This is a genomic window from Flavobacterium branchiophilum FL-15 (assembly GCF_000253275.1).
Taxonomy (GTDB): Bacteria; Bacteroidota; Bacteroidia; order Flavobacteriales; family Flavobacteriaceae; genus Flavobacterium; species Flavobacterium branchiophilum.
Map to the genome: position 1 here is coordinate 775,168 of NC_016001.1, position 25,303 is coordinate 800,470.

General features: G+C 32.3%; 24 protein-coding genes and 2 pseudogenes. 23 read left to right on the plus strand and 3 right to left on the minus strand.

Annotated features, from left to right (window positions below):
• Nucleotides 1–21: 21 nt before the first annotated feature.
• The 13 genes and pseudogenes from FBFL15_RS03350 to FBFL15_RS03400 all read left to right on the plus strand — a co-directional run bounded on the left by FBFL15_RS03350 (nt 22) and on the right by FBFL15_RS03400 (nt 10,440).
• Nucleotides 22–351 (plus strand): HesB/IscA family protein, encoded by a 330-nt coding sequence (locus tag FBFL15_RS03350; protein ID WP_014083252.1) that lies wholly within the window; start codon nt 22–24, stop codon nt 349–351.
• Between the two features lie 66 nt (nt 352–417).
• Complete coding sequence (locus FBFL15_RS03355; RefSeq protein WP_014083253.1) at nt 418–822, plus strand: four helix bundle protein; 405 nt, start codon at nt 418–420, stop codon at nt 820–822.
• Between the two features lie 126 nt (nt 823–948).
• Complete coding sequence (gene sufB / locus FBFL15_RS03360) at nt 949–2,397, plus strand: Fe-S cluster assembly protein SufB (protein ID WP_014083254.1); 1,449 nt, start codon at nt 949–951, stop codon at nt 2,395–2,397.
• A 126-nt stretch (nt 2,398–2,523) separates the two neighbouring features.
• Nucleotides 2,524–2,727: a DUF2683 family protein gene (locus FBFL15_RS03365; RefSeq protein ID WP_014083255.1), complete on the plus strand. Its 204-nt coding sequence runs from the start codon at nt 2,524–2,526 to the stop codon at nt 2,725–2,727.
• Nucleotides 2,718–2,858, plus strand: coding sequence for a hypothetical protein (locus FBFL15_RS17130; RefSeq protein WP_338030126.1), 141 nt, complete (start codon nt 2,718–2,720; stop codon nt 2,856–2,858). Before FBFL15_RS03365 ends, FBFL15_RS17130 begins: the two co-directional genes overlap by 10 nt.
• Before the next feature lie 12 nt (nt 2,859–2,870).
• Nucleotides 2,871–2,948 (plus strand): annotated as a pseudogene (locus FBFL15_RS17135) (type II toxin-antitoxin system YoeB family toxin); the annotation flags it as partial.
• A gap of 60 nt (nt 2,949–3,008) precedes the next feature.
• Nucleotides 3,009–3,098, plus strand: a pseudogene (gene sufC, locus FBFL15_RS16300) (Fe-S cluster assembly ATPase SufC); the annotation flags it as partial.
• Between the two features lie 75 nt (nt 3,099–3,173).
• Nucleotides 3,174–3,368, plus strand: coding sequence for a DUF2683 family protein (locus FBFL15_RS03375; RefSeq protein ID WP_014083256.1), 195 nt, complete (start codon nt 3,174–3,176; stop codon nt 3,366–3,368).
• Complete coding sequence (locus FBFL15_RS03380) at nt 3,359–3,631, plus strand: Txe/YoeB family addiction module toxin (RefSeq protein WP_014083257.1); 273 nt, start codon at nt 3,359–3,361, stop codon at nt 3,629–3,631. The genes FBFL15_RS03375 and FBFL15_RS03380 overlap by 10 nt, the downstream gene beginning before the upstream one ends.
• Nucleotides 3,632–3,644: 13 nt before the next feature.
• Complete coding sequence (gene sufC, locus FBFL15_RS03385) at nt 3,645–4,394, plus strand: Fe-S cluster assembly ATPase SufC (protein WP_014083258.1); 750 nt, start codon at nt 3,645–3,647, stop codon at nt 4,392–4,394.
• 74 nt (nt 4,395–4,468) lie between these two features.
• Nucleotides 4,469–4,858 carry a four helix bundle protein gene (locus FBFL15_RS03390; RefSeq protein WP_014083259.1) on the plus strand — a complete coding sequence of 130 codons (390 nt, stop codon included), beginning with the start codon at nt 4,469–4,471 and terminating at the stop codon, nt 4,856–4,858.
• Nucleotides 4,859–4,894: 36 nt separating this feature from the next.
• Nucleotides 4,895–6,211 (plus strand): Fe-S cluster assembly protein SufD, encoded by a 1,317-nt coding sequence (sufD, locus tag FBFL15_RS03395; protein ID WP_014083260.1) that lies wholly within the window; start codon nt 4,895–4,897, stop codon nt 6,209–6,211.
• 362 nt (nt 6,212–6,573) lie between these two features.
• Nucleotides 6,574–10,440: a DUF7149 domain-containing protein gene (locus tag FBFL15_RS03400; protein ID WP_014083261.1), complete on the plus strand. Its 3,867-nt coding sequence runs from the start codon at nt 6,574–6,576 to the stop codon at nt 10,438–10,440.
• A gap of 588 nt (nt 10,441–11,028) precedes the next feature.
• Here the strand turns inward: FBFL15_RS03400 and FBFL15_RS03405 are convergent.
• From FBFL15_RS03405 to FBFL15_RS03415, 3 genes are read right to left on the minus strand one after another with little or no spacing between them, the layout of a single operon-like run.
• Nucleotides 11,029–11,376 carry a DUF4296 domain-containing protein gene (locus FBFL15_RS03405; protein ID WP_014083262.1) on the minus strand — a complete coding sequence of 116 codons (348 nt, stop codon included), beginning with the start codon at nt 11,374–11,376 and terminating at the stop codon, nt 11,029–11,031.
• Nucleotides 11,377–11,426: 50 nt separating this feature from the next.
• Nucleotides 11,427–12,770 carry a dihydroorotase gene (locus FBFL15_RS03410; protein WP_014083263.1) on the minus strand — a complete coding sequence of 448 codons (1,344 nt, stop codon included), beginning with the start codon at nt 12,768–12,770 and terminating at the stop codon, nt 11,427–11,429.
• A gap of 9 nt (nt 12,771–12,779) precedes the next feature.
• Nucleotides 12,780–13,505 carry a polyprenol monophosphomannose synthase gene (locus FBFL15_RS03415; RefSeq protein WP_014083264.1) on the minus strand — a complete coding sequence of 242 codons (726 nt, stop codon included), beginning with the start codon at nt 13,503–13,505 and terminating at the stop codon, nt 12,780–12,782.
• A gap of 104 nt (nt 13,506–13,609) precedes the next feature.
• Between FBFL15_RS03415 and FBFL15_RS03420 the strand changes: the two genes are divergently transcribed.
• The 10 genes from FBFL15_RS03420 (at nt 13,610) to FBFL15_RS03465 (ending at nt 25,283) form a co-directional block, all read left to right on the plus strand.
• Entirely contained in the window at nt 13,610–14,275 is a 666-nt protein-coding gene (locus FBFL15_RS03420; protein ID WP_014083265.1) for a DUF4271 domain-containing protein, read from the plus strand.
• Nucleotides 14,276–14,374: 99 nt separating this feature from the next.
• Nucleotides 14,375–15,118, plus strand: a complete 744-nt coding sequence (locus FBFL15_RS03425; protein WP_014083266.1) for a uroporphyrinogen-III synthase — start codon at nt 14,375–14,377, stop codon at nt 15,116–15,118.
• 131 nt (nt 15,119–15,249) lie between these two features.
• Complete coding sequence (locus FBFL15_RS03430; RefSeq protein WP_014083267.1) at nt 15,250–16,551, plus strand: AAA family ATPase; 1,302 nt, start codon at nt 15,250–15,252, stop codon at nt 16,549–16,551.
• A complete protein-coding gene (locus FBFL15_RS03435; protein WP_014083268.1) occupies nt 16,538–17,029 on the plus strand; it encodes a hypothetical protein in 492 nt (163 codons plus the stop codon). Before FBFL15_RS03430 ends, FBFL15_RS03435 begins: the two co-directional genes overlap by 14 nt.
• Before the next feature lie 4 nt (nt 17,030–17,033).
• Nucleotides 17,034–17,804: a class I SAM-dependent methyltransferase gene (locus FBFL15_RS03440; protein ID WP_014083269.1), complete on the plus strand. Its 771-nt coding sequence runs from the start codon at nt 17,034–17,036 to the stop codon at nt 17,802–17,804.
• 15 nt (nt 17,805–17,819) lie between these two features.
• Complete coding sequence (locus FBFL15_RS03445) at nt 17,820–20,708, plus strand: DEAD/DEAH box helicase (RefSeq protein WP_014083270.1); 2,889 nt, start codon at nt 17,820–17,822, stop codon at nt 20,706–20,708.
• Between the two features lie 116 nt (nt 20,709–20,824).
• Nucleotides 20,825–22,072, plus strand: a complete 1,248-nt coding sequence (locus FBFL15_RS03450) for a type IX secretion system plug protein (protein ID WP_014083271.1) — start codon at nt 20,825–20,827, stop codon at nt 22,070–22,072.
• A 200-nt stretch (nt 22,073–22,272) separates the two neighbouring features.
• Nucleotides 22,273–22,659 carry a Co2+/Mg2+ efflux protein ApaG gene (gene apaG, locus FBFL15_RS03455; protein ID WP_014083272.1) on the plus strand — a complete coding sequence of 129 codons (387 nt, stop codon included), beginning with the start codon at nt 22,273–22,275 and terminating at the stop codon, nt 22,657–22,659.
• A 109-nt stretch (nt 22,660–22,768) separates the two neighbouring features.
• Nucleotides 22,769–24,172: an APC family permease gene (locus FBFL15_RS03460; protein WP_014083273.1), complete on the plus strand. Its 1,404-nt coding sequence runs from the start codon at nt 22,769–22,771 to the stop codon at nt 24,170–24,172.
• A 403-nt stretch (nt 24,173–24,575) separates the two neighbouring features.
• Entirely contained in the window at nt 24,576–25,283 is a 708-nt protein-coding gene (locus FBFL15_RS03465; RefSeq protein ID WP_044032132.1) for a hypothetical protein, read from the plus strand.
• Nucleotides 25,284–25,303 lie beyond the last annotated feature (20 nt).

Consider the following 25,303-nt stretch of genomic DNA (forward strand, 5'->3'; position numbering starts at 1 on the left):
AAAAATCTAAAATCAATTAAAATGATAAAAGTTTCTGATACTGCTAGCAAAAAAATCATTGATATGATGACTGAAGACGGTTTTGATGTTACTAAGGATTATGTTCGAGTAGGCGTAAAAAGCGGAGGTTGCTCTGGCTTGTCTTATGAATTGAAATTTGACAAAGAATTAACTGAAAACGACAAAGTTTTTGAAGATAATAACGTGAAAATTGCCGTTGAAAAGAAATCTTTCCTCTATTTGGCAGGAACGATTTTAGAATTTTCAGGTGGCTTAAACGGTAAAGGATTTGTGTTCAACAATCCGAATGCCCAGAGAACCTGCGGATGTGGGGAGAGTTTTTCTTTATAAATAATCTAAAAAATCTAAAAAATCCAAAGAATCTAAAAAATCCAAAGAATCTAAAAAATTCAAAAAATGGCAAAATACAATTCATTTGAAGAAATGCAAGTTTATCAAAAAGCTTTAGCCTTTGGAGTTAAAGTTTATAAACTAACATTAACTAATGAACAAATAGCCAAAGATTATGGGTTAAAAGATCAACTGCAAAGAGCAGCTTTGTCAATATCAAATAATATTGCAGAGGGTTTTGAAAGAGAAACAAAAAAAGAATTAATACGGTTTTTATATATTTCAAAAGGATCTGCTGGAGAATGTAGAAATATGTTCAATTTTTTGCAATTGCTTGAATATATTAATGAAGAAAACTTCTATAACCATAGAAATGATGTTTTAGAAATATCAAAACAACTAGGTAATTATATAAAGTATTTAAAAAATTTAGAAAAACAGAATAAAATAATAGAAAAACAAAAAAAGTAAAAAAGCAAAAAAATTAAAAAAGATATTTTAATCTAATTTAGATTCTTTTAGATATTTTAGATTCTTTTAGATTTTTTAAATATTTTAGATTTTTTTAGATTTTTTCAATTTTTAAGATAAAAATATATGTCAAAATACACAGAAGACGACTTAAAGGTCGAATTAGAAAATAAAGAATACGAATACGGATTTTATACCGAATTGGACTCGGAGACGTTTCCTATTGGGTTGAATGAAGACATTGTTCGTGCTATTTCAAAGAAAAAAGAAGAGCCCGAATGGATGACCGAATGGCGTTTGGTGGCATTCCGTGCTTGGCTAGAAATGATCGAACCAGAATGGGCAAATGTGCGCTATGAAAAACCTGATTTTCAGGCAATTTCGTATTATTCTGCTCCCAAAAAAGCGGATCCGAACAAGAAACTGGAAGATGTGGATCCCGAATTGTTGGCCATGTATAAAAAACTCGGAATTTCGGTGGACGAACAAAAGAAAATGAACAATGTGGCCATTGATATTGTCGTGGATTCCGTTTCTGTGGCAACGACTTTTAAGAAAACACTAAATGAAAAAGGCATTATTTTTTGCTCTATTTCTGAAGCTATAAAAGAACATCCTGAATTGGTTCGTAAACATTTAGGAACTGTTGTACCCATGAAAGATAATTTTTATGCGGCTTTGAATTCTGCTGTTTTTTCAGATGGTAGTTTTTGTTATATTCCAAAAGGGGTTAAATGTCCGATGGAATTATCAACTTATTTCCGAATCAATCAAGGCGGAACGGGGCAGTTTGAACGCACTTTGTTGATTGCCGATGAAGGAAGTTATGTATCTTATTTAGAAGGATGTACCGCTCCAAGTCGTGATGAAAACCAATTACACGCAGCGGTAGTGGAACTGATTGCAATGGAAGATGCAGAAATTAAATATTCAACCGTTCAAAATTGGTATCCAGGGAACAAAGAAGGAAAAGGTGGCGTTTATAATTTTGTAACCAAAAGAGGTTTGTGCGAGAAAAATGCTAAAATCTCTTGGACGCAAGTAGAAACGGGTTCGGCAATAACATGGAAATATCCATCAGTAGTGTTGAAAGGCGATAACGCCATTGGAGAATTTTATTCGATTGCAGTAACCAATAATTTTCAGCAAGCCGATACAGGTACCAAGATGATTCATTTGGGAAAAAACACCAAATCAACCATTATTTCCAAAGGAATTTCAGCAGGAAAATCACAAAATAGTTATAGAGGATTGGTTCAAATTGGAGCAAGAGCAGAAAATGCACGTAATTTTTCGCAATGCGATTCCCTTTTGATGGGAAATAATTGTGGCGCACACACCTTTCCGTATATCGAAAGTAAAAATGCTTCCGCAAAAGTGGAACACGAAGCCACCACTTCAAAAATTGGAGAGGATCAAGTGTTTTATTGCAACCAACGGGGCATTCCAACAGAAAAAGCCATTGCCTTAATTGTGAATGGATTTAGTAAAGAAGTGTTGAACAAATTGCCAATGGAATTTGCAGTTGAAGCCCAAAAGTTGTTGGAAATCAGTTTAGAAGGAAGTGTGGGGTAAGCCCCCTAACCCCCGAAGGGGGAATTAAAAAAGAATGAAAATTATTTGATAAATTAAATCCAATTAAAATTCAAAAGCAATTAAGAAATGAATGGTAGAATTTTAATTTTTTTAATTTAGAATATCATGGAATTAGTATTAAAAAATGTAAAGAAAAAAGATTTAGCGGTTTTTAAATCCTTGGCAAAATCTTTGGGTTTTGAAATTGAAAAAAAAGAGAAGCCGTACAATCCCGAATTTGTAAAAGAAATTTTGGAGGCAAGTGAGGAATTAAGACAAGGAAAAGGTATCAAAATGACAATTGAAGAAATTGATCAATTATGGAAATAATTTTCTCTTTTAAAGCCAAAAAAGATTTAGAATTTTGGACAAAATCTGGCAATAAATTTATTTTAAAAAAAAAATCAGAATTGTTAAGAGCTATTGAAGAAAATCCATATCAAGGTATTGGAAAACCATAACCTTTAAAACATCATTTATCAGGTGTCTGGTCCAGAAGAATAAATCAAGAACATCGTTTGGTTTATGAAATTATTGATGAAAACACGATAGAAATTTTAAATATTATTTCATTAAAAGGGCATTGCATTACGAATAAAAAAAAGATAAATATGCTACAAATCAAAAACCTGCACGCCTTCATTGGCGACAAAGAAATTTTAAAAGGAATCAACCTTGAAATTAAGGCAGGTGAAGTTCATTTGAAAAAAATTAAAGAAAATAGAAGAAGTAGATGTAATAATTTATGAGGTTTACCAATTTAAACTTTTAGAACTATGGAATTAGTATTAAAAAATGTAAAGAAAAAAGATTTAGCTATTTTTAAATCATTGGCAAAATCATTGGGTTTTGAAATTGAAAAAAAAGAGAAACCGTACAATCCTGAATTTGTAAAAGAAATTTTGGAGGCAGAAAGAAGCATAAAAGAAGGGCGAGGAGTTCGAATTAAAACTGAGGATTTGTGGAAGTAATCTATTCAGAAAAAGCACAAAAAGACCGTGATTTTTGGAAAAAATCTGGAAACAAAGCTGTAATGAAGAAAATTTCAGCCTTAATAGATGACATTCAATTACACCCTTATGAAGGCATTGGAAAACCAGAGCCTTTAAAACACCAACTTTCAGGAAAATGGTCAAGACGAATTAATCAAGAACACCGAATTATATATAAAGTTACAGAAGAAAACACGATTGAAATATTAGATATATTGTCCCTAAAAGGACATTACGAATAAAAAAAAGATAAATATGCTACAAATAAAAAACCTGCACGCCTCCATTGGCGACAAAGAAATCTTAAAAGGAATCAACCTCGAAATTAAGGCTGGAGAAGTTCATGCCATAATGGGACCAAACGGTGCTGGAAAATCTACCTTGTCTTCCATTATTGCTGGAAACGAAAATTATGAGGTTACAGAGGGAGAAATCTTTCTAGATAGCGAAGAAATCTCCGAATTGGCTCCCGAAGAAAGAGCTCATAAAGGGGTGTTTTTATCCTTTCAATATCCAGTAGAAATTCCAGGTGTTTCGGTAACGAATTTCATCAAAACTGCGATTAATGAAAAGCGAAAAGCTCACGGTTTGGAAGACATGCCTGCCAATGAAATGCTAAAACTAATCCGTGAAAAATCGGAATTATTGGAAATGGATCACAAATTCTTGTCACGTTCGTTAAATGAAGGTTTTTCTGGAGGCGAAAAAAAGCGAAATGAAATCTTCCAAATGGCAATGCTCGAACCCAAAATCGCTATTCTCGACGAAACCGATTCAGGACTAGACATCGATGCACTCCGAATAGTTGCCAATGGCGTAAACAAATTAAAAACCGAAAACAATGCGGTTTTAGTTATCACGCACTACCAACGCTTGCTAGACTATATCGTTCCCGATTTTGTTCATGTTTTAATGGATGGAAAAATTGTGAAATCAGGCGGCGCCAACCTTGCTTTAGAATTAGAAGAAAAAGGATATGATTGGATAAAAGAAGAGATGGTTTAAAAAATTGTTTCAAGTTTCAAGTTTCAAGTTCTGTGAATCGAAACTTGAAGCCTGAAACTTGAAACTTGAAAAAAATGGCAACAATAACAAAGTTTGAAGATTTAGAAATTTGGAAAGAAGCAAGAGCCTTAGCAAGTGAAATTTTAATCATTTCAAAAGAAACCGATTTAAAGACGGATTTTAAATTTAAACAACAAATCAAAGCTTCATCTGGATCTGTTATGGATAATATAGCTGAAGGTTTTGAAAGAGATGGAACAATTGAATTTCGTCAATTTTTATCAATAGCAAAAGGTTCAGCAGGAGAAACACGATCACAAATTTATAGATTATTCGATTATGAATATATAACAAAGGAAAAGTTTGAAAACTTAATATATAGGTATGAAAACTTAAGTGGAAAAATAAAGAATTTCATTACTTATTTAAATAAAAAAGATTTCAAAGGTAATAAGTTCCAGTAACTTGAAACCTGAAACTTGAAACAAAAAAACGAATAAATGGAACTAAAAGAAAAATTACTTGCATCGTTTATGGCATTTGAAGAGCGGGTAGATGTGCAAACAGAACTTCACGATTTGCGTACTTCGGCTATCAAAAATTTTGAAAACAAAGGCTTTCCAACAAAAAAAGAAGAAGCCTGGAAATATACCTCGCTTAATGCATTATTGAAAAACGATTTTTCAGTTTTTCCAAAAAAAGAAAATGCAATCGAATTTAAAGATGTCAAAAAGTACTTTTTACACGAAATTGACACCTATAAAATTGTTTTTATTGATGGTATTTTCAGCTCGCATTTGTCGGCAACCACACATGATGGACTCGACGTTTGCTTGATGTCTTCGGCATTGACCAAACCAAAATACAAAATGATTATCGACACTTATTTCAACCAAATTGCTAGTAAAGAAGAAAGTTTAACCTCGCTAAACACTGCATTTTCATTGGAAGGAGCTTACATTAATATCCCAAAAAGTAAAGTAGTTGAAAAACCAATTGAGATCATTTATTTCTCAACCGGAAACGAAGCGGCTTTAATGGTGCAACCCCGAAATTTGGTTATTGTGGGCGAAAATGCTTATGTACAAATCGTTGAAAGACATCAAAGTTTGAATAGCAATCCCGTTTTAACCAATGCTGTTACCGAAATATTTGCACAAAAAAGAGCTATAGTTGATTATTATAAAGTCCAAAACGATTTGCAAACCGCTAGTTTGATTGACAATACCTATATTGCCCAAAAGCAAGAAAGCCATGTTGCGGTACATACGTTTTCATTTGGAGGCAACATCACTCGAAACAATTTGAATTTTTACCATCAAGGCGAACGAATTGATTCTACGCTAAAAGGAATTACCATTATTGGCGACAAGCAACATGTGGATCATTACACCTTGGTACAGCATGCCACACCCAATTGCGAAAGCCATCAAAACTACAAAACCATTCTTAATGATAGTGCAACAGGTGTTTTCAATGGTAAAATTTTTGTAGAAAAAGAAGCTCAAAAAACCGATGCTTTTCAGCAAAATAATAACATATTAATTGGCGACAAAGCCACCATTAATGCCAAGCCTCAATTGGAAATATTTGCCGATGACGTAAAATGCTCCCACGGATGCACCATTGGTCAACTCGACGAAAGTGCCCTGTTTTATATGCAACAACGCGGCATTCCTAAAAAAGAAGCCAAAGCCTTATTGATGTATGCCTTTACCAGCGAAGTAACCAATAGCGTTAAAATTCCAGAATTAAAAGCCAAAATCGCAAGAATTATTGCAGATAAACTCAATGTAAACATGGGCTTTGATTTGTAAATTTTGAAAACAAAAACAAAAAACGTTTCTATACAACAATGGAAACGTTTTTTAATTTTGGGCGTTCCCCTACGGGTCGGGATTTCCGTTGCAATCTTTTTTGGTAAAGCTCCCCTCTGAAAGGGGGGCTTTACCAAAAAAGGATTTCCACTACAATCCCTAACGCAACCCCAACTTCAAAAGAAATATAGCATTAAAATAGGAAAACATTCTTTCTATAAACTTTCTTGAACCCTTCAATTTCAAGAAAACACTTTTTTCATCATAAAAATAAAATCATAATGCTGCTAAATCATTATTTTTTAATAGTTCATTTGCTTTGAATATTTTAGTACTTTTGAAGCTAAAATTTCTTCTAAAAAATGATACCAAAACTACGCAAAACCCTCAACAAAGCCTTTCTTAAAATAAAACCCAATCGTTCTGATATTGAGAAGTTTAAAATCAATTTGATTCAACTTTTGGACAGTATCAAAGAAAAAGAATCGGAAGAGTTTCACAAAAATTTGATTTCGGATTTTTTGAAAAACACCTATTATTCGCCCAATCATTTTATCAATACCAAAGGCCGAAACGACTTAGTAATTCATACTGGCAAGGATGCCAAAACCAATGTTGGGGTAATTCTTGAAGCCAAAAGTCCGAGTAATAAAGCCGAAATGTTGGCAGAAAACAAACTCAACAACAAGGCTTTTCAGGAGCTGGTTTTGTATTTTTTGCGGGAACGCATTACCCACAAAAATCTTGAAATCAAAAATCTTGTGGTTACCAACGTTTATGAATGGTACCTATTTGACGCTCAAATTTTTGACAAGCTTTTTGCCCAAAACAAAAATTTTGTCAAACAATTTCAAGATTTTGAAGAAGGCAAACTTTCGGGTACTAACACCGATTTTTTCTACAAAGAAATTGCCAAACCTTATATCGACACAGTTTTAGACAAAATAGAATGTACCTATTTTGATTTAAAAACCTACGACACCATTTTGCGCAATAGCGATAAAGAGGATGATGCCAAATTGATTGTTTTATACAAACTGCTTTCGCCTGAGCATTTATTAAAATTGTCGTTTGCCAATGATAGCAATACTTTAGACAAAAACTTCTACAATGAATTACTGCACCTTATCGGCTTGACCGAAACCAAAGCTGGCGGCAAAAAACTCATAGAACGTCCTAAAGCGGGGCATCGATTTGCAGGTTCGTTGCTAGAAAATGCTATCAATCAACTCGAAAGTTTAGATAAAATTTCTCGGTTGCCCAATGCCAAACAATATGGCGAAACCCACCAAGAACGCTTGTTCCACGTTGGACTAGAATTGTGCATCACTTGGGTCAACCGCATTTTGTTTCTAAAACTTTTGGAAGCCCAATTAATTAGCTATCACAATAATGACAAAAGTTATGCCTTTCTAAACAAAGAATTGCTCAACGATTATGACAATTTGAATGCTTTGTTTTTTATGGTTTTGGCAAAGCAACCCGAAGAACGCAACGACCGTGTGAAAAAACTATTTGAAAAAGTGCCTTATTTAAACAGTTCACTCTTTGAACCCACCGAATTGGAACACCAAACCTTGTTTATCGCAGGTTTAGAAAATGACATTTTATTGCCCTATTTATCAAGTACTGTTATCAAAGATACCCAGGGCAAAAAACGCACTGGCGAAACCGACGGGATTAGTTATTTCTTTGATTTTCTTGATGCTTATGACTTTGCAAGTGAAGGCAGCGAAGCCATTCAGGAAGACAACAAAACCCTAATAAACGCCTCGGTTTTGGGCTTGATTTTTGAGAAGATAAACGGTTACAAAGACGGTTCGTTTTATACACCCAGTTTCATCACGATGTATATGTGCAAAGAAACGATTCGAAGAGCTGTGGTGCAAAAATTCAATGAAACCAAAGGCTGGAACTGTACCGAATTTGAGGAATTATACAACAAAATTGACGATACCAAAGAGGCCAACACCATTATCAACAGCTTGAAAATTTGCGATCCTGCGGTGGGATCGGGGCACTTTTTGGTTTCAGCACTCAACGAAATCATTGCCATCAAGCACGATTTACGAATACTTTACGATAGAAATGGAAAACGATTGAAAGAATACCAAATCGACATTGTAAACGACGAGTTGATTGTTACCGATGAAGACGGAATGCCATTTGTGTATAACCCCAAAAACCCAGAAAGTCAACGTATTCAAGAAACCTTGTTTCATGAAAAGCAAACTATCATTGAAAATTGTTTGTTTGGCGTGGACATCAACCCCAATTCGGTTAAAATTTGCCGTTTGCGATTGTGGATTGAATTGCTGAAAAATGCTTATTATAAATCCTCCCCGAACCCATCCAAAGTGGGAATTGCCAATTTTGCGAATAGTGAAGCTGTTTTCCCTTCGGGAGCAAGAGGGCTTGAAACCCTACCCAATATTGACATCAACATCAAATGTGGCAATTCCTTGATTTCCCGATTTGGATTAGATGCCGATTTGAAAAAGGCATTGCAACAAAGCAAATGGACAATTGACACCTATAAAAACGCAGTAAACACCTACCGCAATGCCGAGAGCAAAGAGCAAAAAAGAGAAATGGAACGTTTGATTGCCGATATAAAAAGCAATTTTAGGAGTGAGATAACCTTAAACGACCCCAAGAAACTGAAATTGGAAAAGCAAAAAGGCGAGTTGTATAACTACACCCAGCAAGTAGGACTTTTTGAACGCAACAAGAAAGAGCAAGCCGAGTGGAACAAAATGGTTAACCAATTGACAGCCATCATCAAAACACTTGAAAATGAGATAGAAGACATCAAAAACAACAAAATATATGACATTGCTTTTGAATGGCGCTTTGAGTTTCCTGAAGTTTTGAATAATGACGGAGACTTTGTGGGTTTTGATGTGGTGATTGGGAATCCGCCTTATTTTTCAATGGGGCAATTATTAAATAAAGAACTGGATTTTTTTGAAAAATCTGTTTTTTCAACATTTACAAGAACAACAGATATTTATTGTATGTTTATTGAATTGTCAAATAAAATTGGAAGAAAAAAAGCAACTAATCATTTTATAATTTCTAACAAATGGCTTACATCAAATTATGGTTTAAAAACTAGAAATTTTTTACTTGATTCAGCATCTCAAATAAATATAATTGATTTTAATAGTTTTCAAATTTTTGATGATGCTGCTGTTGATACCTGTTTACTTTCATTTTACAATAATAAATGTATTTCTGTTAAAATAATAAAGTTTGATGTTAAAAATAAAGAAACGAGCATTGATGATTTCTTAAATAATATTGAAAAGAAAGAAAAATTCATAGTTAATAATGACGCTTGGAAATTAACAGGATTTAATTATGAATCTATTAAAAATAAAATAGAATCAAAAGGATTAAAATTAGAAAAATGGAATTTAAAAATAAATAGAGGAATAACAACAGGATACAATGATGCTTTTATTATTCAAACAGATTTAAAAAACCAATTAATAGCAAAGGATTCAAAAAACATAAATCTAATAAAACCATTAGTAAGAGGTAGAGATATAAATAAGTATTACTGTGAAGAAAATACACAATGGATTATTTATATACCAAAGGGATTTACTATCAAGAGTCAAATAAATTATTCGGATATTGTTTCTGAGCCACCACCACGTTATGGAGATATGCCAGATTTGAGTGCTTTATTTTGGTTTGAAAAAGAATATAATTCATTATATCTACATTTAGTCAATTACAAAAGTAGTTTGATAAAAAGAATGGATAAAGGTGATTTTTGGTGGGAATTACGAGCTTGTGCCTATTTAGATGATTTTGAAAAAGAAAAAATTATTTTTACAAAAGCATCAAAAGTAAAATCATTTGCTTTGGATTATTCAGGCAATTATCTTCAAAACACAAGTTACTTTATTTCAGGTGATAATTTAAGATATTTAACAGCTGTTTTAAATTCCCGATTCATACATTTTTCATTTCTAAATTTTTATCAAAGTGGCGGTATAGAAGGAGAGATAACCATTCAATCTATTAATAATATTCCGATTCCTAAAATAAACGAACTAAACCAACAGCCCTTCATCAACAAGGTTGATCAAATCCTTTCATTGAAAAAAGACAATCCTGTTGCAGATACTTCGGCATTGGAGCGTGAGATTGATTTGATGGTTTATGAGTTATATGGGTTGAGTGAAGAGGAGATAGGGATTGTGGAAAAAAGTTAGTTTTCAAATTAATCAGATTCTAATAGCACTTTTCATTCCGTCGTAATGAGAAACAGTAGTTCATCTAAGCAATCTTTTTGCTAACGATTAGTCAGTTATGAAATGCTGATATCAAAGTTTCAACGTAGTTAACCCAACTTGTAGCCTAATATGTATAAAATGTCAATTAAAAGTTAAATTTTGATTTTTTCCTAATTTTTAGTTGTCGTTTTGTATAGAGGGCTACAGTGTTTTTAATTTATTTGATTTATTTGATTTATAATGAGGTTATTTGTTTGTAGTGCACAAATCGGAACTGTATAAGATATAAATTATTGTATATCAACTACTTAACAAGAATAAGCTGCAACTTGGGTTAATTGATTTTAATTCATATCAATCTTCAGAAAAACACCTTATTTACGCTGTGTTTTGCGTTAGGGATTGTAATGGAAATCCTTTTTTGCCCCTTTTTTTGGGGCAAAAAAGATTATTTCACGATATTATATATCTTTTGGAGTTCAATGAACCTTGTTTGAATCTGATAGCCCGACCCTTGGGGAACGCCCAAATAATAGATTAGCCTTTTTTTATAAATTAACTAAATAATTATTTTTTAAGAATTTTGTATGTTAATAGCGAGTCTTTTTCAGCTAGTTTGGCATTCACTTTATTGTACATTCTTCTGTATTTTGCAATATTACTCGCATAATATTGGTGACTTTTGGCAAATTGTACACTGTCTATTTTATATTTTTCATAGATCAATTTATTGGTGGTTGTTTTTAGTTTACTAGCATATACCGTGTTGTTTCTTACGGCATCTAACAAAGCCAAATCATATAGTATTTCGACCATAACGTCGTCATCTATAAGGTTTTTTGGTTTTTCAACAACCGTTTCTTTACAACTCAATAAAAAACCAAAAACTATTAGTACAATTAATGCTTTTTTCATTTTTTTGAAAAATTAAAAATATAAAAATTAAAATGTATTGTAAAATTTTATTAATGAGCTTCAAATAGCAATCTTTGCCCAGCTCTGGTATCTTTTATTTTGAAATTTTGATAAACTAATTGTCCGTTTACAAAAGTGTGTGTAACCCTTGATTTGAATGTGAATTTTTCAAAAGGCGACCAACCACATTGGTACAAAATATTATCTTTATTAACGCTCCAAGGCATTCCGGTATTTACAATTACCAAATCGGCATGATAGCCCACTTTGACAAACCCCCTTTTTTCAATTTTAAAGATTTTTGCGGGGTTATGGCACATTTTTTCGACTATTTTTTCTAATGAAATAATGCCTTTGTGGTAAAATTCTAAAATAGCAACTAATGAATGTTGTACTAATGGGCCACCTGAAGGGGCGTTTAGGTACGATTGATTTTTCTCTTCTAAGGTGTGCGGTGCATGATCTGTAGCAATTACATCTATTGTGTCGTTGAGCAATGCTGTCCAAAGGGCCTCTTGGTCGGCAGCCGTTTTTACGGCAGGATTCCATTTTATCAAATGGCCTTTTGTAGCATAATCATCGTTTGTAAACCAAAGGTGGTGAACACATACTTCTGCAGTAATTTTTTTTTGTTCCAATGGAATTTTGTTGCTAAAAAGGGCCATTTCTTTTGCTGTTGACAAATGAAAAACATGGAGTCGGGCTCCCGTTTTTTGTGCCAATGCAATTGCTTTTGACGACGAAAGGTAGCAAGCCTCTTCGCTACGAATTAAATGATGAACCGTTATAGGAACCTCCTCTCCATACTGTGCTTTATAGGTAGCTAAATTTTGTTTAATGGTAGCTTCGTCTTCGCAATGAACGGCAATAAGCATTGGAGTGGACGAAAATATTTTTTCTAAAACCTTTTCGTCATCCACAAGCATATTTCCTGTAGATGAACCTAAAAATAGTTTGATTCCAGCTACATTTCGAGGGTTGGTTTTTAATATTTCGTCTAAATTGTCGTTTGTACCGCCCATCATAAAAGAATAATTAGCATAAGAATTGTTTTTGGCCAATTCGTATTTTTGTTCTAAAAGTTCTTGTGTAACGGCATTTGGCACCGTGTTGGGTTGTTCTATAAACGATGTAATACCACCAGCCACAGCAGCTTTAGACTCTGATGCAATGGTGCCTTTGTGTGTAAGTCCTGGTTCTCTAAAATGGACTTGATCGTCTATAATTCCGGGCAATAAATAGTTGCCTTGTGCATCAACAATTTTACAATCGGGGTGTTTGGCACTTATAGTGGTGTCAATTTCTACAATGAAGTCATTTTCTATTAATACATCTCCTTCAAAAATAGATCCTTCATTTACAATTTTGGCGTTTTTTATCAGTATTCTGTTCATGGCTTGAAATTATAATTTATTAATTAAATGTCTGATTCGTAATGAAATAACTCCTAATATTGCCTCTTTAAAAATAGCACTACTCATTTTTGATTGGCCTTTTGTTCGGTCTGTAAAAATAATAGGAACTTCGGTAATGTTTAAGTTTTTGGTAAAAACCCGATACTTCATTTCAATTTGAAACGCATATCCAACAAATTTTATTGCCTTAATATTTATAGTTTGTAAAGTTTTTCGAGTATAACAAATAAAACCAGCGGTAGCATCATGGATGTTCATTCTCATAATCCATTGTACATAAACAGATGCAAAGTAAGACATTAAAACCCTGATCAAAGGCCAGTTTACCACATTGACTCCTGTTACATATCTGGAACCAATAGCCAAATCTGCACCACCAAAATGACAAGCTTCATAGAGTTTTTCTAAATCATTAGGGTTGTGCGAAAAATCAGCGTCCATTTCAAAAATATAGTCGTAATGCCTTGCCAAAGCCCATTCAAAACCATGTACATAAGCCGTTCCTAATCCCGATTTTTTTTGACGAACTTCTAAAAATAAAGTATCATAAAATTCACTTTGAAGCCCTATTACTTTGTCTGCCGTTTTATCGGGCGAATTGTCATCAACAATTAATATATGAAAGGATTTGTGTAACGAAAAAACAGCCCTAATAATAGACTCAATGTTTTCAATTTCGTTATAAGTTGGAATTATAACAATGCAATTTGACATTTATTTGGTAAATTTTTGGGCAAAAATAAACATTTTAAATAACATCAAATCATAATAAAAACATAATAAATACAAATGATATAAAAATTTATTAATTTTGCACCATGATAGATTACGAATTACATAACAGAGCTATTGAAAACAAGGATTGGATAACCATTTTGCTGGTATTTTGCCTTATTTTGATTGTGTTTACCAAAACTGTTTTCGAGAATAGATTCAATGATTTTGTTAAATTATTGATTACAGACAAATACATTCGTATATACAAAGAGAACAGTAATTTTACAAACTGGTTCACGATGCTCATATTTTTATTTCAAATTCTTACATTGGGACTTTTTTTTCAATATTTGTTAAACTACTTTAAAATAACAGAAAAAACAGATTATATTGTTTACATTCAAATCATCACCTTTTTAAGCTTTTTTATTTTATCTAAATATTTAATAGAAAAAATTATAGCCACAGCCTTCAAAATAGAATCATTTATGGAACAATTCAACATGATTAAGCTTCATTATAGAGCCTATACGGTCATGTTTTTGATGCCAATTACGACGGTTTTATTTTATAATGCTGCACCTATTCCTGTGCTAATGTACGTATTATCAGGTATTTTGATAGCAATTAATGTTGTTATTTATTTAAAAAGTATAAAGATTTTTCAAAAATTAATATTTGGCAAATTATTTTATTTTATTTTGTATCTTTGCACCCTCGAAATAGCACCATATTATTTTATATATTATTGGTTTAAATCAAGATAAAAAAATAAAATACATAAATAAAGTGATATCTTTTTTGTTGATAAAAATTTTATGAAGTATTTTATGAAAAAGCAAAAAAATTATTAGCATTCCCTAAATATGAAAGTGAAAACAATTTTGGTATCGCAACCTGAACAAAAAATCGAAAATTCACCGTACTTTGACATTCAACAGAAACACAAAGTAAAAATTGACTTCAGACCTTTTATTCATGTTGAGGGTGCAACCGCAAAAGACGTAAGGGCACAAAAAATAGATTTGAACCATTTCTCAGCTATCATTCTAACCAGTAAAAATGCTGTGGACCATTTTTTTAGAGTTGCAGAAGAGATGCGTTATAAAATACCTGAAGATTTAAAATATTTTTGTCAGTCAGAAGCCATCGCTTTTTATCTGCAAAAATATGTGGTTTATCGAAAAAGAAAAATTTATGTCGGTTCAAAAGACTTTTCTGATATGTCTGCTTTAATAAAAAAGCATAAAGAAGAAAAATTTTTATTACCCGCATCAGACCAGCTCAATGCTGATGTCCCAGTAACTTTAAACAATCTAAAAGTAGCATGGTCTCACGCCGTTTTTTATAAAACAGTAATGAGCGATTTAAGCGATTTGGCCGATGTTTACTATGATGTATTGGCATTTTTTAGCCCAACAGGTATCAAATCGTTGTTTAAGAATTTCCCTAATTTTGAACAAAAAGAAACCAAAATTGCTGTTTTTGGTAGTTCCACACAAAAAGAAGCCATCGAGCACGGCCTTCGAGTAGATATTATGGCCCCGTCGCCAGAAAGCCCTTCCATGACAATGGCTCTCGAAAAATATCTCGCCAAAGCCAACAAATAAAATATCAAAACGCCTTTTTTTAAAGGCGTTTTTTATCATAAAAACAAGCGACTTATTGGTTGTTTAACTTACAATTTTGACGTATATTTGTTTTTTATAAAACATAAAAATAAATTTTTTTATAACAATAAATGAAACTAAAACTTCAAAACATAGGAATAATTGAAGAAGCCGATGTTACTATTGACGGCATCACTTTGATTGCAGGACAAAATGATTCTGGTAAAAGTACGGTTGGGAAGGTTTTGTATGCATTGATTAGAGGAGTAAATATTGATGAAGAGCGATTTTATTCTTCAAAAAATGATTTTATTAGAAAAAGAATAAGAGATGTTAGAAATTTGCTTTTAAGAACCAAATCTTCTAATGAAAACGACGACATTATAAAAGAAAAATTTGTATCACTTTTTTTAGATAGTGATCAATCCGTTTTTACTAGTCGTAATTCAATAATTAGAGCAGATGAAATAGAGTTTGTAAAAATTATAATTGATGAACTAAATAAAATTAAAGAATTATTTCAAGATTTCTCGAATGAATCAACAAAAAATCAACTCGAAATTTTAATTGAAGATATTAAAAACAGAATTGAAATTACAATTGATTCAAAAGATGTTTTGCATTATGAATTGGAAGAGTTTTTTGAAAAAGAATTTGGGAATCAAATCCAAAGTAAATTCAAATCGGGAGATTCATTTGTACAAATAGGAGATGATAAAAAGATAGCGTTTGAAGATACCATTCATTTTGAAGGTTTTAACACCTTTTCAACTTTTCATTATGATGATGTAATTTATATAGAGTCGCCATTGAAATTACACGAAAATAGTTTTGTGTTGTTTGATAAAATACTTAGAAATAAAAGCAACTATTTGAATCACAAAATATACCAACCCAAGAAAGAACAAGATATTTTTTCTGATACAAGTGATAAAACCAAAAAGCTCAATCAATTAATTTTTGAAATTATAAATGGAGGTTTTAACATTAATTCAAATGGTGAATTAAAATTCAAAAAACAAGAAATAGATTTTGATTTAAGCAATGTGGCAACGGGGATAAAAAGTTTTGGAATATTACAAATGCTAATTGAAAATGATAGCTTGAATTCAAACACATTACTTTTTCTCGACGAACCTGAAGTGCATTTGCATCCAACATGGCAAGTAAAATATGCTGAAATTTTAGTACTTTTATCAAAAGAACTTGCAATTCCAATAGTTTTAACTTCCCACAGCCCTTATTTTATTGAGGCTCTGGAAGCTTATTCAAAAAAATACAATTATGAAAGTTCGACCAATTTTTATTTTGCAGAGAAAAATGAAGATGGACTCTCAGCAAAAATTACCGATGTTACCAAAAATATTTCACCTATTTTAAGTTCTATTTCTGAAGCTTTTTATACAATTCAAGATATTAATGATGAGGATTAGAGAAATAGAAACGCATTTTGAAGAAAATTTTCCAAAAAAAAGTTTAACTATACTTTCATTAGATGAAAAAAATGAAATTACACTTGTAAAATCGGAAAAATTAAGTTTTGATTTTGATAGCGTTGTTAAAAAGAACGATAAAATCATTAAAACTGCTGATACCCTATTTTTTAAAAATAATAAAATCATTTTTGTTGAATTCAAATCTGGAAAAATAGGTAATCTCGATTTCAGATTAAAATCAACTGAAAGTATCATTTCTTTTTATAATTACATTTTTAAAAATAATTTTCAAGAACCATTAACAATTCCAAATGCTATTTTTGAAATTTATTTTGTTTACAATAAAAGAGCCAGTTCAGCTACTTTAAATACTTTTTCACAGATTGAAAGAGAATTAAAATTGGAGTATAAGCATTTATTTTCTAAATTTAAAATGCTTGATAATGAACAATTTACAAAACTATTCAGAATATAATCTAATGAAAAAACTATTCAAATTCATCCTCAACACCATTCCACGTCCTATCTTGATAAGATTGAGCATTGTGGTGCGTCCCGTTTTGGCATTTTTGTTAAAAGGAAATACATTTACCGACCCGATAGACGGGAAATCCTTCCGAATGTTTTTGCCGTATGGCTATGGCAATCAACGCAATAATGTGTTGTCGCCCAGTACATTATCTTTAGAAAGACACCGCTTGCTATGGTTGTATCTTCAAAACGAAACCGAATTTTTCACCGCAACAACCAAAAAGAAAGTACTGCATTTTGCACCAGAGCAAGAGTTTTATAAACGCTTCAAAAAACAACAAAATATCGATTATACCACCACGGATTTGCTTTCGCCTTTAGCTGATGTAAAAGCCGATATTTGCAATTTGCCTTTTGAAGACAATCATTATGACGTTATTTTTTGCAACCATGTTTTGGAGCATATTCCAGATGATACCAAAGCCATGCAAGAATTGTATCGGGTGTTGAAACCTGGCGGCATGGCTATTCTTCAAATTCCACAAGATTTGAACCGAGCCACCACTTTTGCAGACGACTCCATTACTGACGAAAAAGAAAGAGCAAAAATTTTCGGACAATATGACCATGTTCGGGTTTATGGAAGGGATTATTTTGACAAGCTGCGAAGTATTGGTTTTCAGGTGGTTGAGGTTGATTATACCGCACAAATGAATGCAGAAATGGTTCGTAAATACTGTTTGGCACAGGGAGAAATTTTGCCTATTTGTTTTAAATAAATTCTTTACATTTTGATGAATTATACGTTTTGTTTTAATTTGCATTTTGAAACCACGTTGGGATTTTACGTGCCAATACCTTATGTGGTTAATAATCAGCAAGAGATAGATTATGTAGATAAAAAACCGTCGCCAGAGGTATTAGCCGATTTGGGAATTTCCGAAAAAAATATAGAACAAGACCAAAAAACCCTACTCAAGATTTGCAAATCATTAGAAGTGCCTAGTATATTGAAAAAATATTCGGCAAAAAAAAAATTCAAAACTTATACTGAGTTGATGTTGGATCCAAGCATGGAAGATGGTGTTTTGAGATTCCTTCATTTTCAATTGGATAACTTTTATTCCATTGTCCAAAAAAACAATTATCCGCTAGCCATCAATATGGATTTGGACAAAAATTTTGCAAAACACCGTATTGCCACTTCAAATGAATCGATGAAGGCCTTTTTGAAGTTTGACAAAACGGAGAATGATATCAAATATTCATTGTTTTTGAAATCGCAAGACCAACTATTAATTCCAGAAAAACAATCAATAACTTTGCTTTTGAATAAATCTAAATGGATGGTTTTGAATAAAAAATTGGTTGGATTGGAAGGCATCAACACCAAAAATATAGAACCATTTTTAAAGAAAAATGCGATAGAAATTTCTTTAAAATTAGCCCCACAGTATTTTGAAAATTTTATAAAAAGCATTGTCAAAAAAGTTGATTTTGAAGCTGCTGGTTTTGAATCGATTGTTAAAAACCAGCCCATAAAAGTAGGTTTGAACCTTCAAAATGATTTTTTTACCAATCAATATTTAATTAGTTTGCATTTGGATTATGCGGGTTATGTTTTTGATTTTGAAAAAAATAAAAATATCCATTCTGAATTGGATTTAGAGGATTTGACCAACATCAAAATTACCCGTTTCGTTCGAAATCCAGAGGCAGAACAACAATACATTGCTGCCTTGCAAGAACTGGGTTTGAATATAATCAATAATGCTTTTTTTGGATTGAAAGCACATGAAAAAGATAGGTATCAAAACGTTGAGTGGTTGATAGAAAATAAGCAAAATATTGAAAATAAGGGGTTTGTATTGGATTATATTGGTATCGAAAATAAAAAATTACATGTAGCAATTCCACAAATTAAAAGTTCAAATACCTTAAAAAACGATTGGTTTGATATTGAAATGACCATTATTTGTGGTAGCCTATCGTTTCATTTTTATGAAATTTTACCTCATTTGAAAGAAGGCCAACGGTTGTTTTTGTTGCCAAACGACAGCTATTTTTTGATACCTTCGGCTTGGTTTACTACTTATAGCTCGTTGGCTAGAATGGCAAAAGTACAAGATGGAATGATGCGATTGCCTAAAAGTAATTTTACTATTATAGACGGATTGCCAGAATTAGATCATCAATTGATGACTTCTAGCGAAGTAGCCTTTTCGCCATCGACTGCTGTAAAAGCCCATTTGAGACCCTATCAAATAGAAGGAGCTAAATGGCTTTTTGAACATTTTTGTAACGGATTGGGAGCTTGTTTGGCAGACGACATGGGATTGGGAAAAACCTTGCAAACCTTGACAACCTTGACCGCAGTAAAAGAGCAAATTCAAACCAAAGAGGCCACGGTGCCCATGTATGATTTGTTTGGTAATGTAGTGTCAAATTCTCAAACCTTTTTGAAAGCATTGATTATTTTGCCATCATCGTTAATATTTAATTGGTACAACGAAGCTAAAAAATTTACCCCACATTTTAGTGTGATTCAATATTCGGGTGCAGATAGAAAAAAGTTAGTCAAAAAATTAGATAAATATGATTTGATTTTTACAAGTTATGCTATTGCACAACGGGATAGCGCCATTTTTGCAAAGTATCATTTTAATTATTTAATTTTAGACGAAAGCCAATATATTAAAAACAAAAATTCCGAAACATTTAAAAGAATTAATGAAATTCAAGCCGTAAACAAAATTTCTTTGAGCGGTACACCTATTGAAAATTCTTTGAACGATTTGTGGTCGCAAATGCAGTTTATCAATCCAAATTTGCTTGGAACATTTGATTTTTTTGTTAAAAATTATAAAGTGCCAATCGAGAAAAACCAAGATGAGCAAGCTTTACTTGAATTGAAGAGTTTAATAAAACCATTTGTATTAAGACGTACAAAAGAACAAGTATTGGATGATTTGCCAGATAAAATGGAGCAAATTTATTATTGTGATATGGAACCCGATCAGGCCAAAATGTATGAAGAAGAGAAGTCTAAAGCTCGAAATTATTTGTTGAATTTGACTGATGAAAAAGCGGGTAAGTTGCAAATTATCAATACTTTAATGCGATTAAGACAGCTCAGTAACCATCCAAAAATGATTGATGCCAATTCTGAATTGGATTCTGGCAAGTTTTTAGCGGTTACACAGTACATTGCATCGTTACTCAAAGCCAATCAAAAAACCATTGTGTTCAGTTCCTTTGTGTCCAATTTGGCTTTTTATGAACAATGGTGTTTAGACCATGATGTCTTATATTGCAAATTGACTGGGCAAACCAAACCTAAAGAGCGTGAAGCCGCATTAAAACGATTTCAAGAACAAGAAGAAATTAAATTGTTTTTTATATCGCTCAAAGCCGGTGGCGTAGGGCTCAATATTACAAAAGCATCGTATGTGCTTTTTTTAGACCCATGGTGGAATCCGTTTGCCGAAGCACAAGGCATTGGCAGAGCACACCGAATTGGACAAGAAAATAAAGTAAATGTCGTTCGGTTTATTTCAAAAAATACAGTTGAAGAAAAAATCATTAGTTTACAAGAATCCAAAAAAATACTTTCAAACTCGCTTTTAGATGATGATTTTGTTAGTGCCGAAATCGAACAAAATTTAGATTATATTTTAACTTAATTTTTTTAAAATAATATACAATTAATTTAAAAAAATTAACGTTATTTGTATAATCGTTCATTTTAAAATAGAAATTATTATAAAATGATATTTTGTTTTTGCTTAATGCTAACGTTATGATAAAAATTGTATCTTTATTTTTTTTGTTAATAATTTTCAATTTGAATGCCCAAATTGAAAAAGAAATACCACCGCCCTATAATATTAAAACTGTTACTTTTGTTCAAAACGGTCAAAATGTTACGCCTTTTTTTCAATTGGGCGACAATTTTAGCTTAGAATTTGACGACTTATTTGGCAATGAGGCCAATTATTATTACTCGATAACCATGTGTGATTATGATTGGAAAGTAGCAGAAATGTCAAAAAATGAATATATTCTAGGTTTTGACGACATGAGAATACAGGATTATACAAACTCATTCAATACCTTGCAAATATATTCGCATTATAAAATAAGTTTTCCAAACAAAAACACACAAATAAAATTGAGTGGCAACTATATGTTGAAAATATTAAACGAAGATAAAGAAGTTATTTTTGCAAAAAAAATGGTTTTGTATGAAAATATAGCTCAAGTGGCGTTGCAAGTTCGTAGAACGAGGCAAACATTGGAATTGAATTACAAGCACAATTTAGATTTTACAATTAATTCTAATGTTCTTAATTTTCAAAACCCATTATCTAATGTCAAGGTTGTATTGATGCAAAATGGACAGTGGCAAAACGCTATTTCAAATATCAAACCACAATATACAATTGGCAACGATTTGATTTATAGATACGACAAAGAAACCCAGTTTTGGGCTGGAAATGAATTTTTGTATTTTGATTCAAAAGACATAAGAATACCTACAAATGTAATTTCGTTTGTTGATTCAAATAGTGGCGTTTATAATACTCATTTGTATGCTAATACGTATCGTTCGAGGTTTCCTTATACATTTTACCCTGATATAAACGGTAACTTTGTCATAAGAAGATTAAATGCAGAAAATAGCTCGATTGAGGCAGACTATTCTTGGGTGTTTTTTACATTAAAAGCACCAAATTATTCGGGTGTAAAAGATATTTATATCAACGGAATGTTTAACAACTATGCGTTTTCGCCCGAGAATAAAATGGACTACAATGCTGATACAGGATATTACGAAAAAGCCATAATGATTAAGCAAGGTTTTGTTAATTATCAATATGTATTAAAAAACACTGATGGCACTATTGATGAAGATCACGCTGTTGATGGCAATTTTTATCAAACAGAAAATAATTATGCTGTTTTGGTATATTATAGAGAAAATGGCGGGAGGTATGATAGAGTAATAGCTAAAGGCGATGCCAATTCAACACAAATAATAAATTAGTTATAAAAAAAGCGTATAAATATTATTTGTTTTTTTTATAATTTAGTTCCACTAAAAATTTATGATACTGAAATCAGATGATTTTTTATTATTTGACATGATTTCAAACGATTTTACGATTAAAAAAAATAGAAAACTTGTTTTTGAATTGATTTTTTTTATAATTTTGAAAAAATAAAAGCAACTCCAATTCGATCATCATGGTAACCCAAATTACTCAAGGCATCAAAATATCTGTATTAACCAGTTTTGAAGGAACTTACTTTAAAAACTGTCGTTTGCATTTTGCGTTTACCTACCAAGTAACCATCGAAAATTTCAGTAAAGATTCTGTGCAACTCATTTCTAGGCATTGGAAAATATACGATTCGTTAAACGATTTGGAAATGGTAGATGGCGAAGGCGTAGTGGGCGAAAAACCGATTATAAAACCAGGCGAAACTTTTATGTACCATTCGGGTTGTTTACTAACCTCTACTTTTGGGGCTATGACTGGTTTTTTTAATATGATCAATTTTACAACCACCAAAAAATTTAGAGTTACCATTCCTGGATTTCGATTAAGTGCTCCTTTTGCATTAAACTAATTTTTTTGTTCAAATAAAACCCTAGTATTTTTTTAAAAATCAAATTAAAACTATCTTTTTTTGGCAATTCAAAAAAGTTGAGTACCTTTCAGCCAAAATTTAAAAAAATATGCAAGTAGAGAATCAAGATAATTTCAAACGAGAATTGGGACTTTTAGATGGTACCATGCTCGTTGTAGGATCCATGATCGGCTCAGGGATTTTTATAGTTAGTGCCGATATTGCCCGTCAGGTTGGCTCAGCGGGTTGGCTCATTATGATATGGTTAATATCCAGTGTTATCACTATGGTTGCAGCTGTGAGTTATGGCGAGTTGAGTGCCATGTTTCCCAATGCAGGCGGACAATATGTATATTTGAAAGAGTCTTATAATCAATTAGTTGGGTTTTTATATGGATGGAGCTTTTTTGCAGTGATTCAAACTGGGACAATTGCAGCTGTTGGTGTGGCTTTTTCAAAATTTGCGGCCTATTTATACGAGCCATTTAGCGATGAAAATATCCTTTTTACTTTAGGTAATTTTCAACTTAATGCGGCTCAAATCGTTTCTATCATTACCATTATTTTCTTGACATATTTGAATAGTAGGGGAGTAAAAGATGGTAAAATACTTCAAACTGTTTTAACAATTGTAAAAATAGTATCTATATTTGGATTGATTGTTTTTGGTTTTATAGCTGCTAAATCTACCATTTGGCAACAAAATTGGGACAATGCATGGATAACACAATCGTATAGCAAAGAGTCGGCTACATGGTTACCTATATCTGGTTTTGACTTAGTAGGTGCAGTTGCTGCAGCCATGGTTGGTTCACTTTTTTCGAGTGTGGCTTGGGAAGGTGTTACTTTTATAGCTGCGGAAATTAAAAATCCCAAAAAAAATGTAGGTTTAAGTTTGTTTTTAGGAACATTTATTGTAGGGTTGATTTATGTTGTTGCAAATTTAATGTATTTGGCGGTTGTACCGCTACAAGATATTGCAACCGCCCAATCAGATCGGGTGGCTGTGGTGGCTTCGCAAAATATTTTTGGCGATATTGGTACCATTATTATAGCAGTGATGATCATGATTTCAACTTTTGCTTGTAATAATGGATTGATTATGGCAGGAGCTCGAGTATATTATACCATGGCACAAGACGGTTTGTTTTTGAAAAAAGCCGCACATTTAAACCCAGCAGGTGTGCCAGAATGGGCATTGTGGGCACAATGTATTTGGGCTTCGGCTTTATGCCTGACAGGAAAATATGGAGATTTACTGGATTTTGTTGTCATAATAGTGCTAATATTTTATATACTTACTATTTTAGGAATTTTTATACTTCGCCATAAAATGCCAAATGCCGACAGACCATATAAAGCATTCCTATATCCCTACTTGCCAGCTATTTACATTATAATTGCTTCGGCAGTGTGCTTGGTATTATTGCTAACAAAGTTTGACACTTGTGGATGGGGTGTTTTAATCATGCTTTCGGGAATTCCTATTTATTATCTTTCGAAAAATAAGTAATACCAAACACAGCTCAATTCTAAATAAACAATAAATAAAAGTTATGTAATTGGGCGTTCCCACTTGGGTAGGGCTATCCGTTTCAAACAACGTTTATTGAACTCCAAAAGAAATATATTTGGTATAATATTGTGAAATAGTCTTTTTTGACAACCACATTCAGAAACTATATTCGTGCAATATAACATCCCCTTTTGGGGGATGGGGGCTTCTAAAAGGATTTCCACTGTATCCCTAACGCAAAAGCTGCAATCTATGAGCATATAAACTCAAAACACTAATTCAATATTTTATCATTATTTTAAGATATTTGAATTAGTGTTTTTTTAATTTTACAACATCAAATTTTGGGACAGCACAATATGTCCTACACTTGATAATAAAAATTAAATCGATACAACACATGAAATATTTAATGGTACTCGTTTGTAATGTTGCTTTTGTTTGGTTTGCAAACGCCCAAAAAGAAATAGCAACAAAATCAAAATCGTTTCCAATAGCAGGAGCCAAATTTAAAGCACCAGAAGCTCCAAAACCACAGGTACCAGCTAAAGCATCACCTTTTGAACCTTCGTCCAAAGTAGATCTTTCGTCGCCTTTGTTTACACCCAGTACTTCATTTTCTAACGAAAAAAAATCAAATGTGATGCAAATTGGACAGCCTTCTCAGTTAGATATGTCGGCAGGACAGCATTTTGCCAATCCAAACGAAGGGTTAATAGACAAATTGAATGGCAAAAATGCAAATGAAGTTTCCAAAAATTTCAAACTCATTCGTGGCAATCAAGATTTGGGCACTTTCAATACCAATTCAGGTCATGTAAATGTCAAATACCGAGATTTTGGAGAGGTCGATGGCGATCAGATTCGAGTATATGTCAATGGTGAAATGATTGAAAGTCAGATTTTGTTAGATTCCTATTACAAAGGATTTCAAATCAATTTGAAAACGGGTTTCAATAAAATAGAATTTGAAGCACTCAATCAAGGGCTTTATGGGCCAAACACCGCAGAACTCAAGGTATATGACGACAAAGGAAGTGTGGTTTCGTCAAATTATTGGAATTTAGCCACAGGATTTAGAGCTACCATTATGGTCATGAAAAATTAATTGTTGTTTTATTTTGAGGG

Coding starts and splice junctions, on each gene's coding strand:
- FBFL15_RS03410 (WP_014083263.1), bottom strand. CDS start 12,770: ATGAACAGAATACTGATAAAAAACGCCAAAATTGTAAATGAAGGATCT.
- FBFL15_RS03405 (WP_014083262.1), bottom strand. CDS start 11,376: ATGAAAAAAGCATTAATTGTACTAATAGTTTTTGGTTTTTTATTGAGT.
- FBFL15_RS03400 (WP_014083261.1), top strand. CDS start 6,574: ATGATACCAAAACTACGCAAAACCCTCAACAAAGCCTTTCTTAAAATA.
- FBFL15_RS03450 (WP_014083271.1), top strand. CDS start 20,825: ATGATAAAAATTGTATCTTTATTTTTTTTGTTAATAATTTTCAATTTG.
- FBFL15_RS03390 (WP_014083259.1), top strand. CDS start 4,469: ATGGCAACAATAACAAAGTTTGAAGATTTAGAAATTTGGAAAGAAGCA.
- FBFL15_RS03350 (WP_014083252.1), top strand. CDS start 22: ATGATAAAAGTTTCTGATACTGCTAGCAAAAAAATCATTGATATGATG.
- apaG (WP_014083272.1), top strand. CDS start 22,273: ATGGTAACCCAAATTACTCAAGGCATCAAAATATCTGTATTAACCAGT.
- FBFL15_RS03425 (WP_014083266.1), top strand. CDS start 14,375: ATGAAAGTGAAAACAATTTTGGTATCGCAACCTGAACAAAAAATCGAA.
- FBFL15_RS03355 (WP_014083253.1), top strand. CDS start 418: ATGGCAAAATACAATTCATTTGAAGAAATGCAAGTTTATCAAAAAGCT.
- sufB (WP_014083254.1), top strand. CDS start 949: ATGTCAAAATACACAGAAGACGACTTAAAGGTCGAATTAGAAAATAAA.
- FBFL15_RS03415 (WP_014083264.1), bottom strand. CDS start 13,505: ATGTCAAATTGCATTGTTATAATTCCAACTTATAACGAAATTGAAAAC.
- sufD (WP_014083260.1), top strand. CDS start 4,895: ATGGAACTAAAAGAAAAATTACTTGCATCGTTTATGGCATTTGAAGAG.
- FBFL15_RS03435 (WP_014083268.1), top strand. CDS start 16,538: ATGATGAGGATTAGAGAAATAGAAACGCATTTTGAAGAAAATTTTCCA.
- FBFL15_RS03465 (WP_044032132.1), top strand. CDS start 24,576: ATGAAATATTTAATGGTACTCGTTTGTAATGTTGCTTTTGTTTGGTTT.
- FBFL15_RS03420 (WP_014083265.1), top strand. CDS start 13,610: ATGATAGATTACGAATTACATAACAGAGCTATTGAAAACAAGGATTGG.
- FBFL15_RS03460 (WP_014083273.1), top strand. CDS start 22,769: ATGCAAGTAGAGAATCAAGATAATTTCAAACGAGAATTGGGACTTTTA.
- FBFL15_RS03445 (WP_014083270.1), top strand. CDS start 17,820: ATGAATTATACGTTTTGTTTTAATTTGCATTTTGAAACCACGTTGGGA.
- FBFL15_RS03365 (WP_014083255.1), top strand. CDS start 2,524: ATGGAATTAGTATTAAAAAATGTAAAGAAAAAAGATTTAGCGGTTTTT.
- FBFL15_RS03440 (WP_014083269.1), top strand. CDS start 17,034: ATGAAAAAACTATTCAAATTCATCCTCAACACCATTCCACGTCCTATC.
- sufC (WP_014083258.1), top strand. CDS start 3,645: ATGCTACAAATAAAAAACCTGCACGCCTCCATTGGCGACAAAGAAATC.
- FBFL15_RS03430 (WP_014083267.1), top strand. CDS start 15,250: ATGAAACTAAAACTTCAAAACATAGGAATAATTGAAGAAGCCGATGTT.
- FBFL15_RS17130 (WP_338030126.1), top strand. CDS start 2,718: ATGGAAATAATTTTCTCTTTTAAAGCCAAAAAAGATTTAGAATTTTGG.
- FBFL15_RS03375 (WP_014083256.1), top strand. CDS start 3,174: ATGGAATTAGTATTAAAAAATGTAAAGAAAAAAGATTTAGCTATTTTT.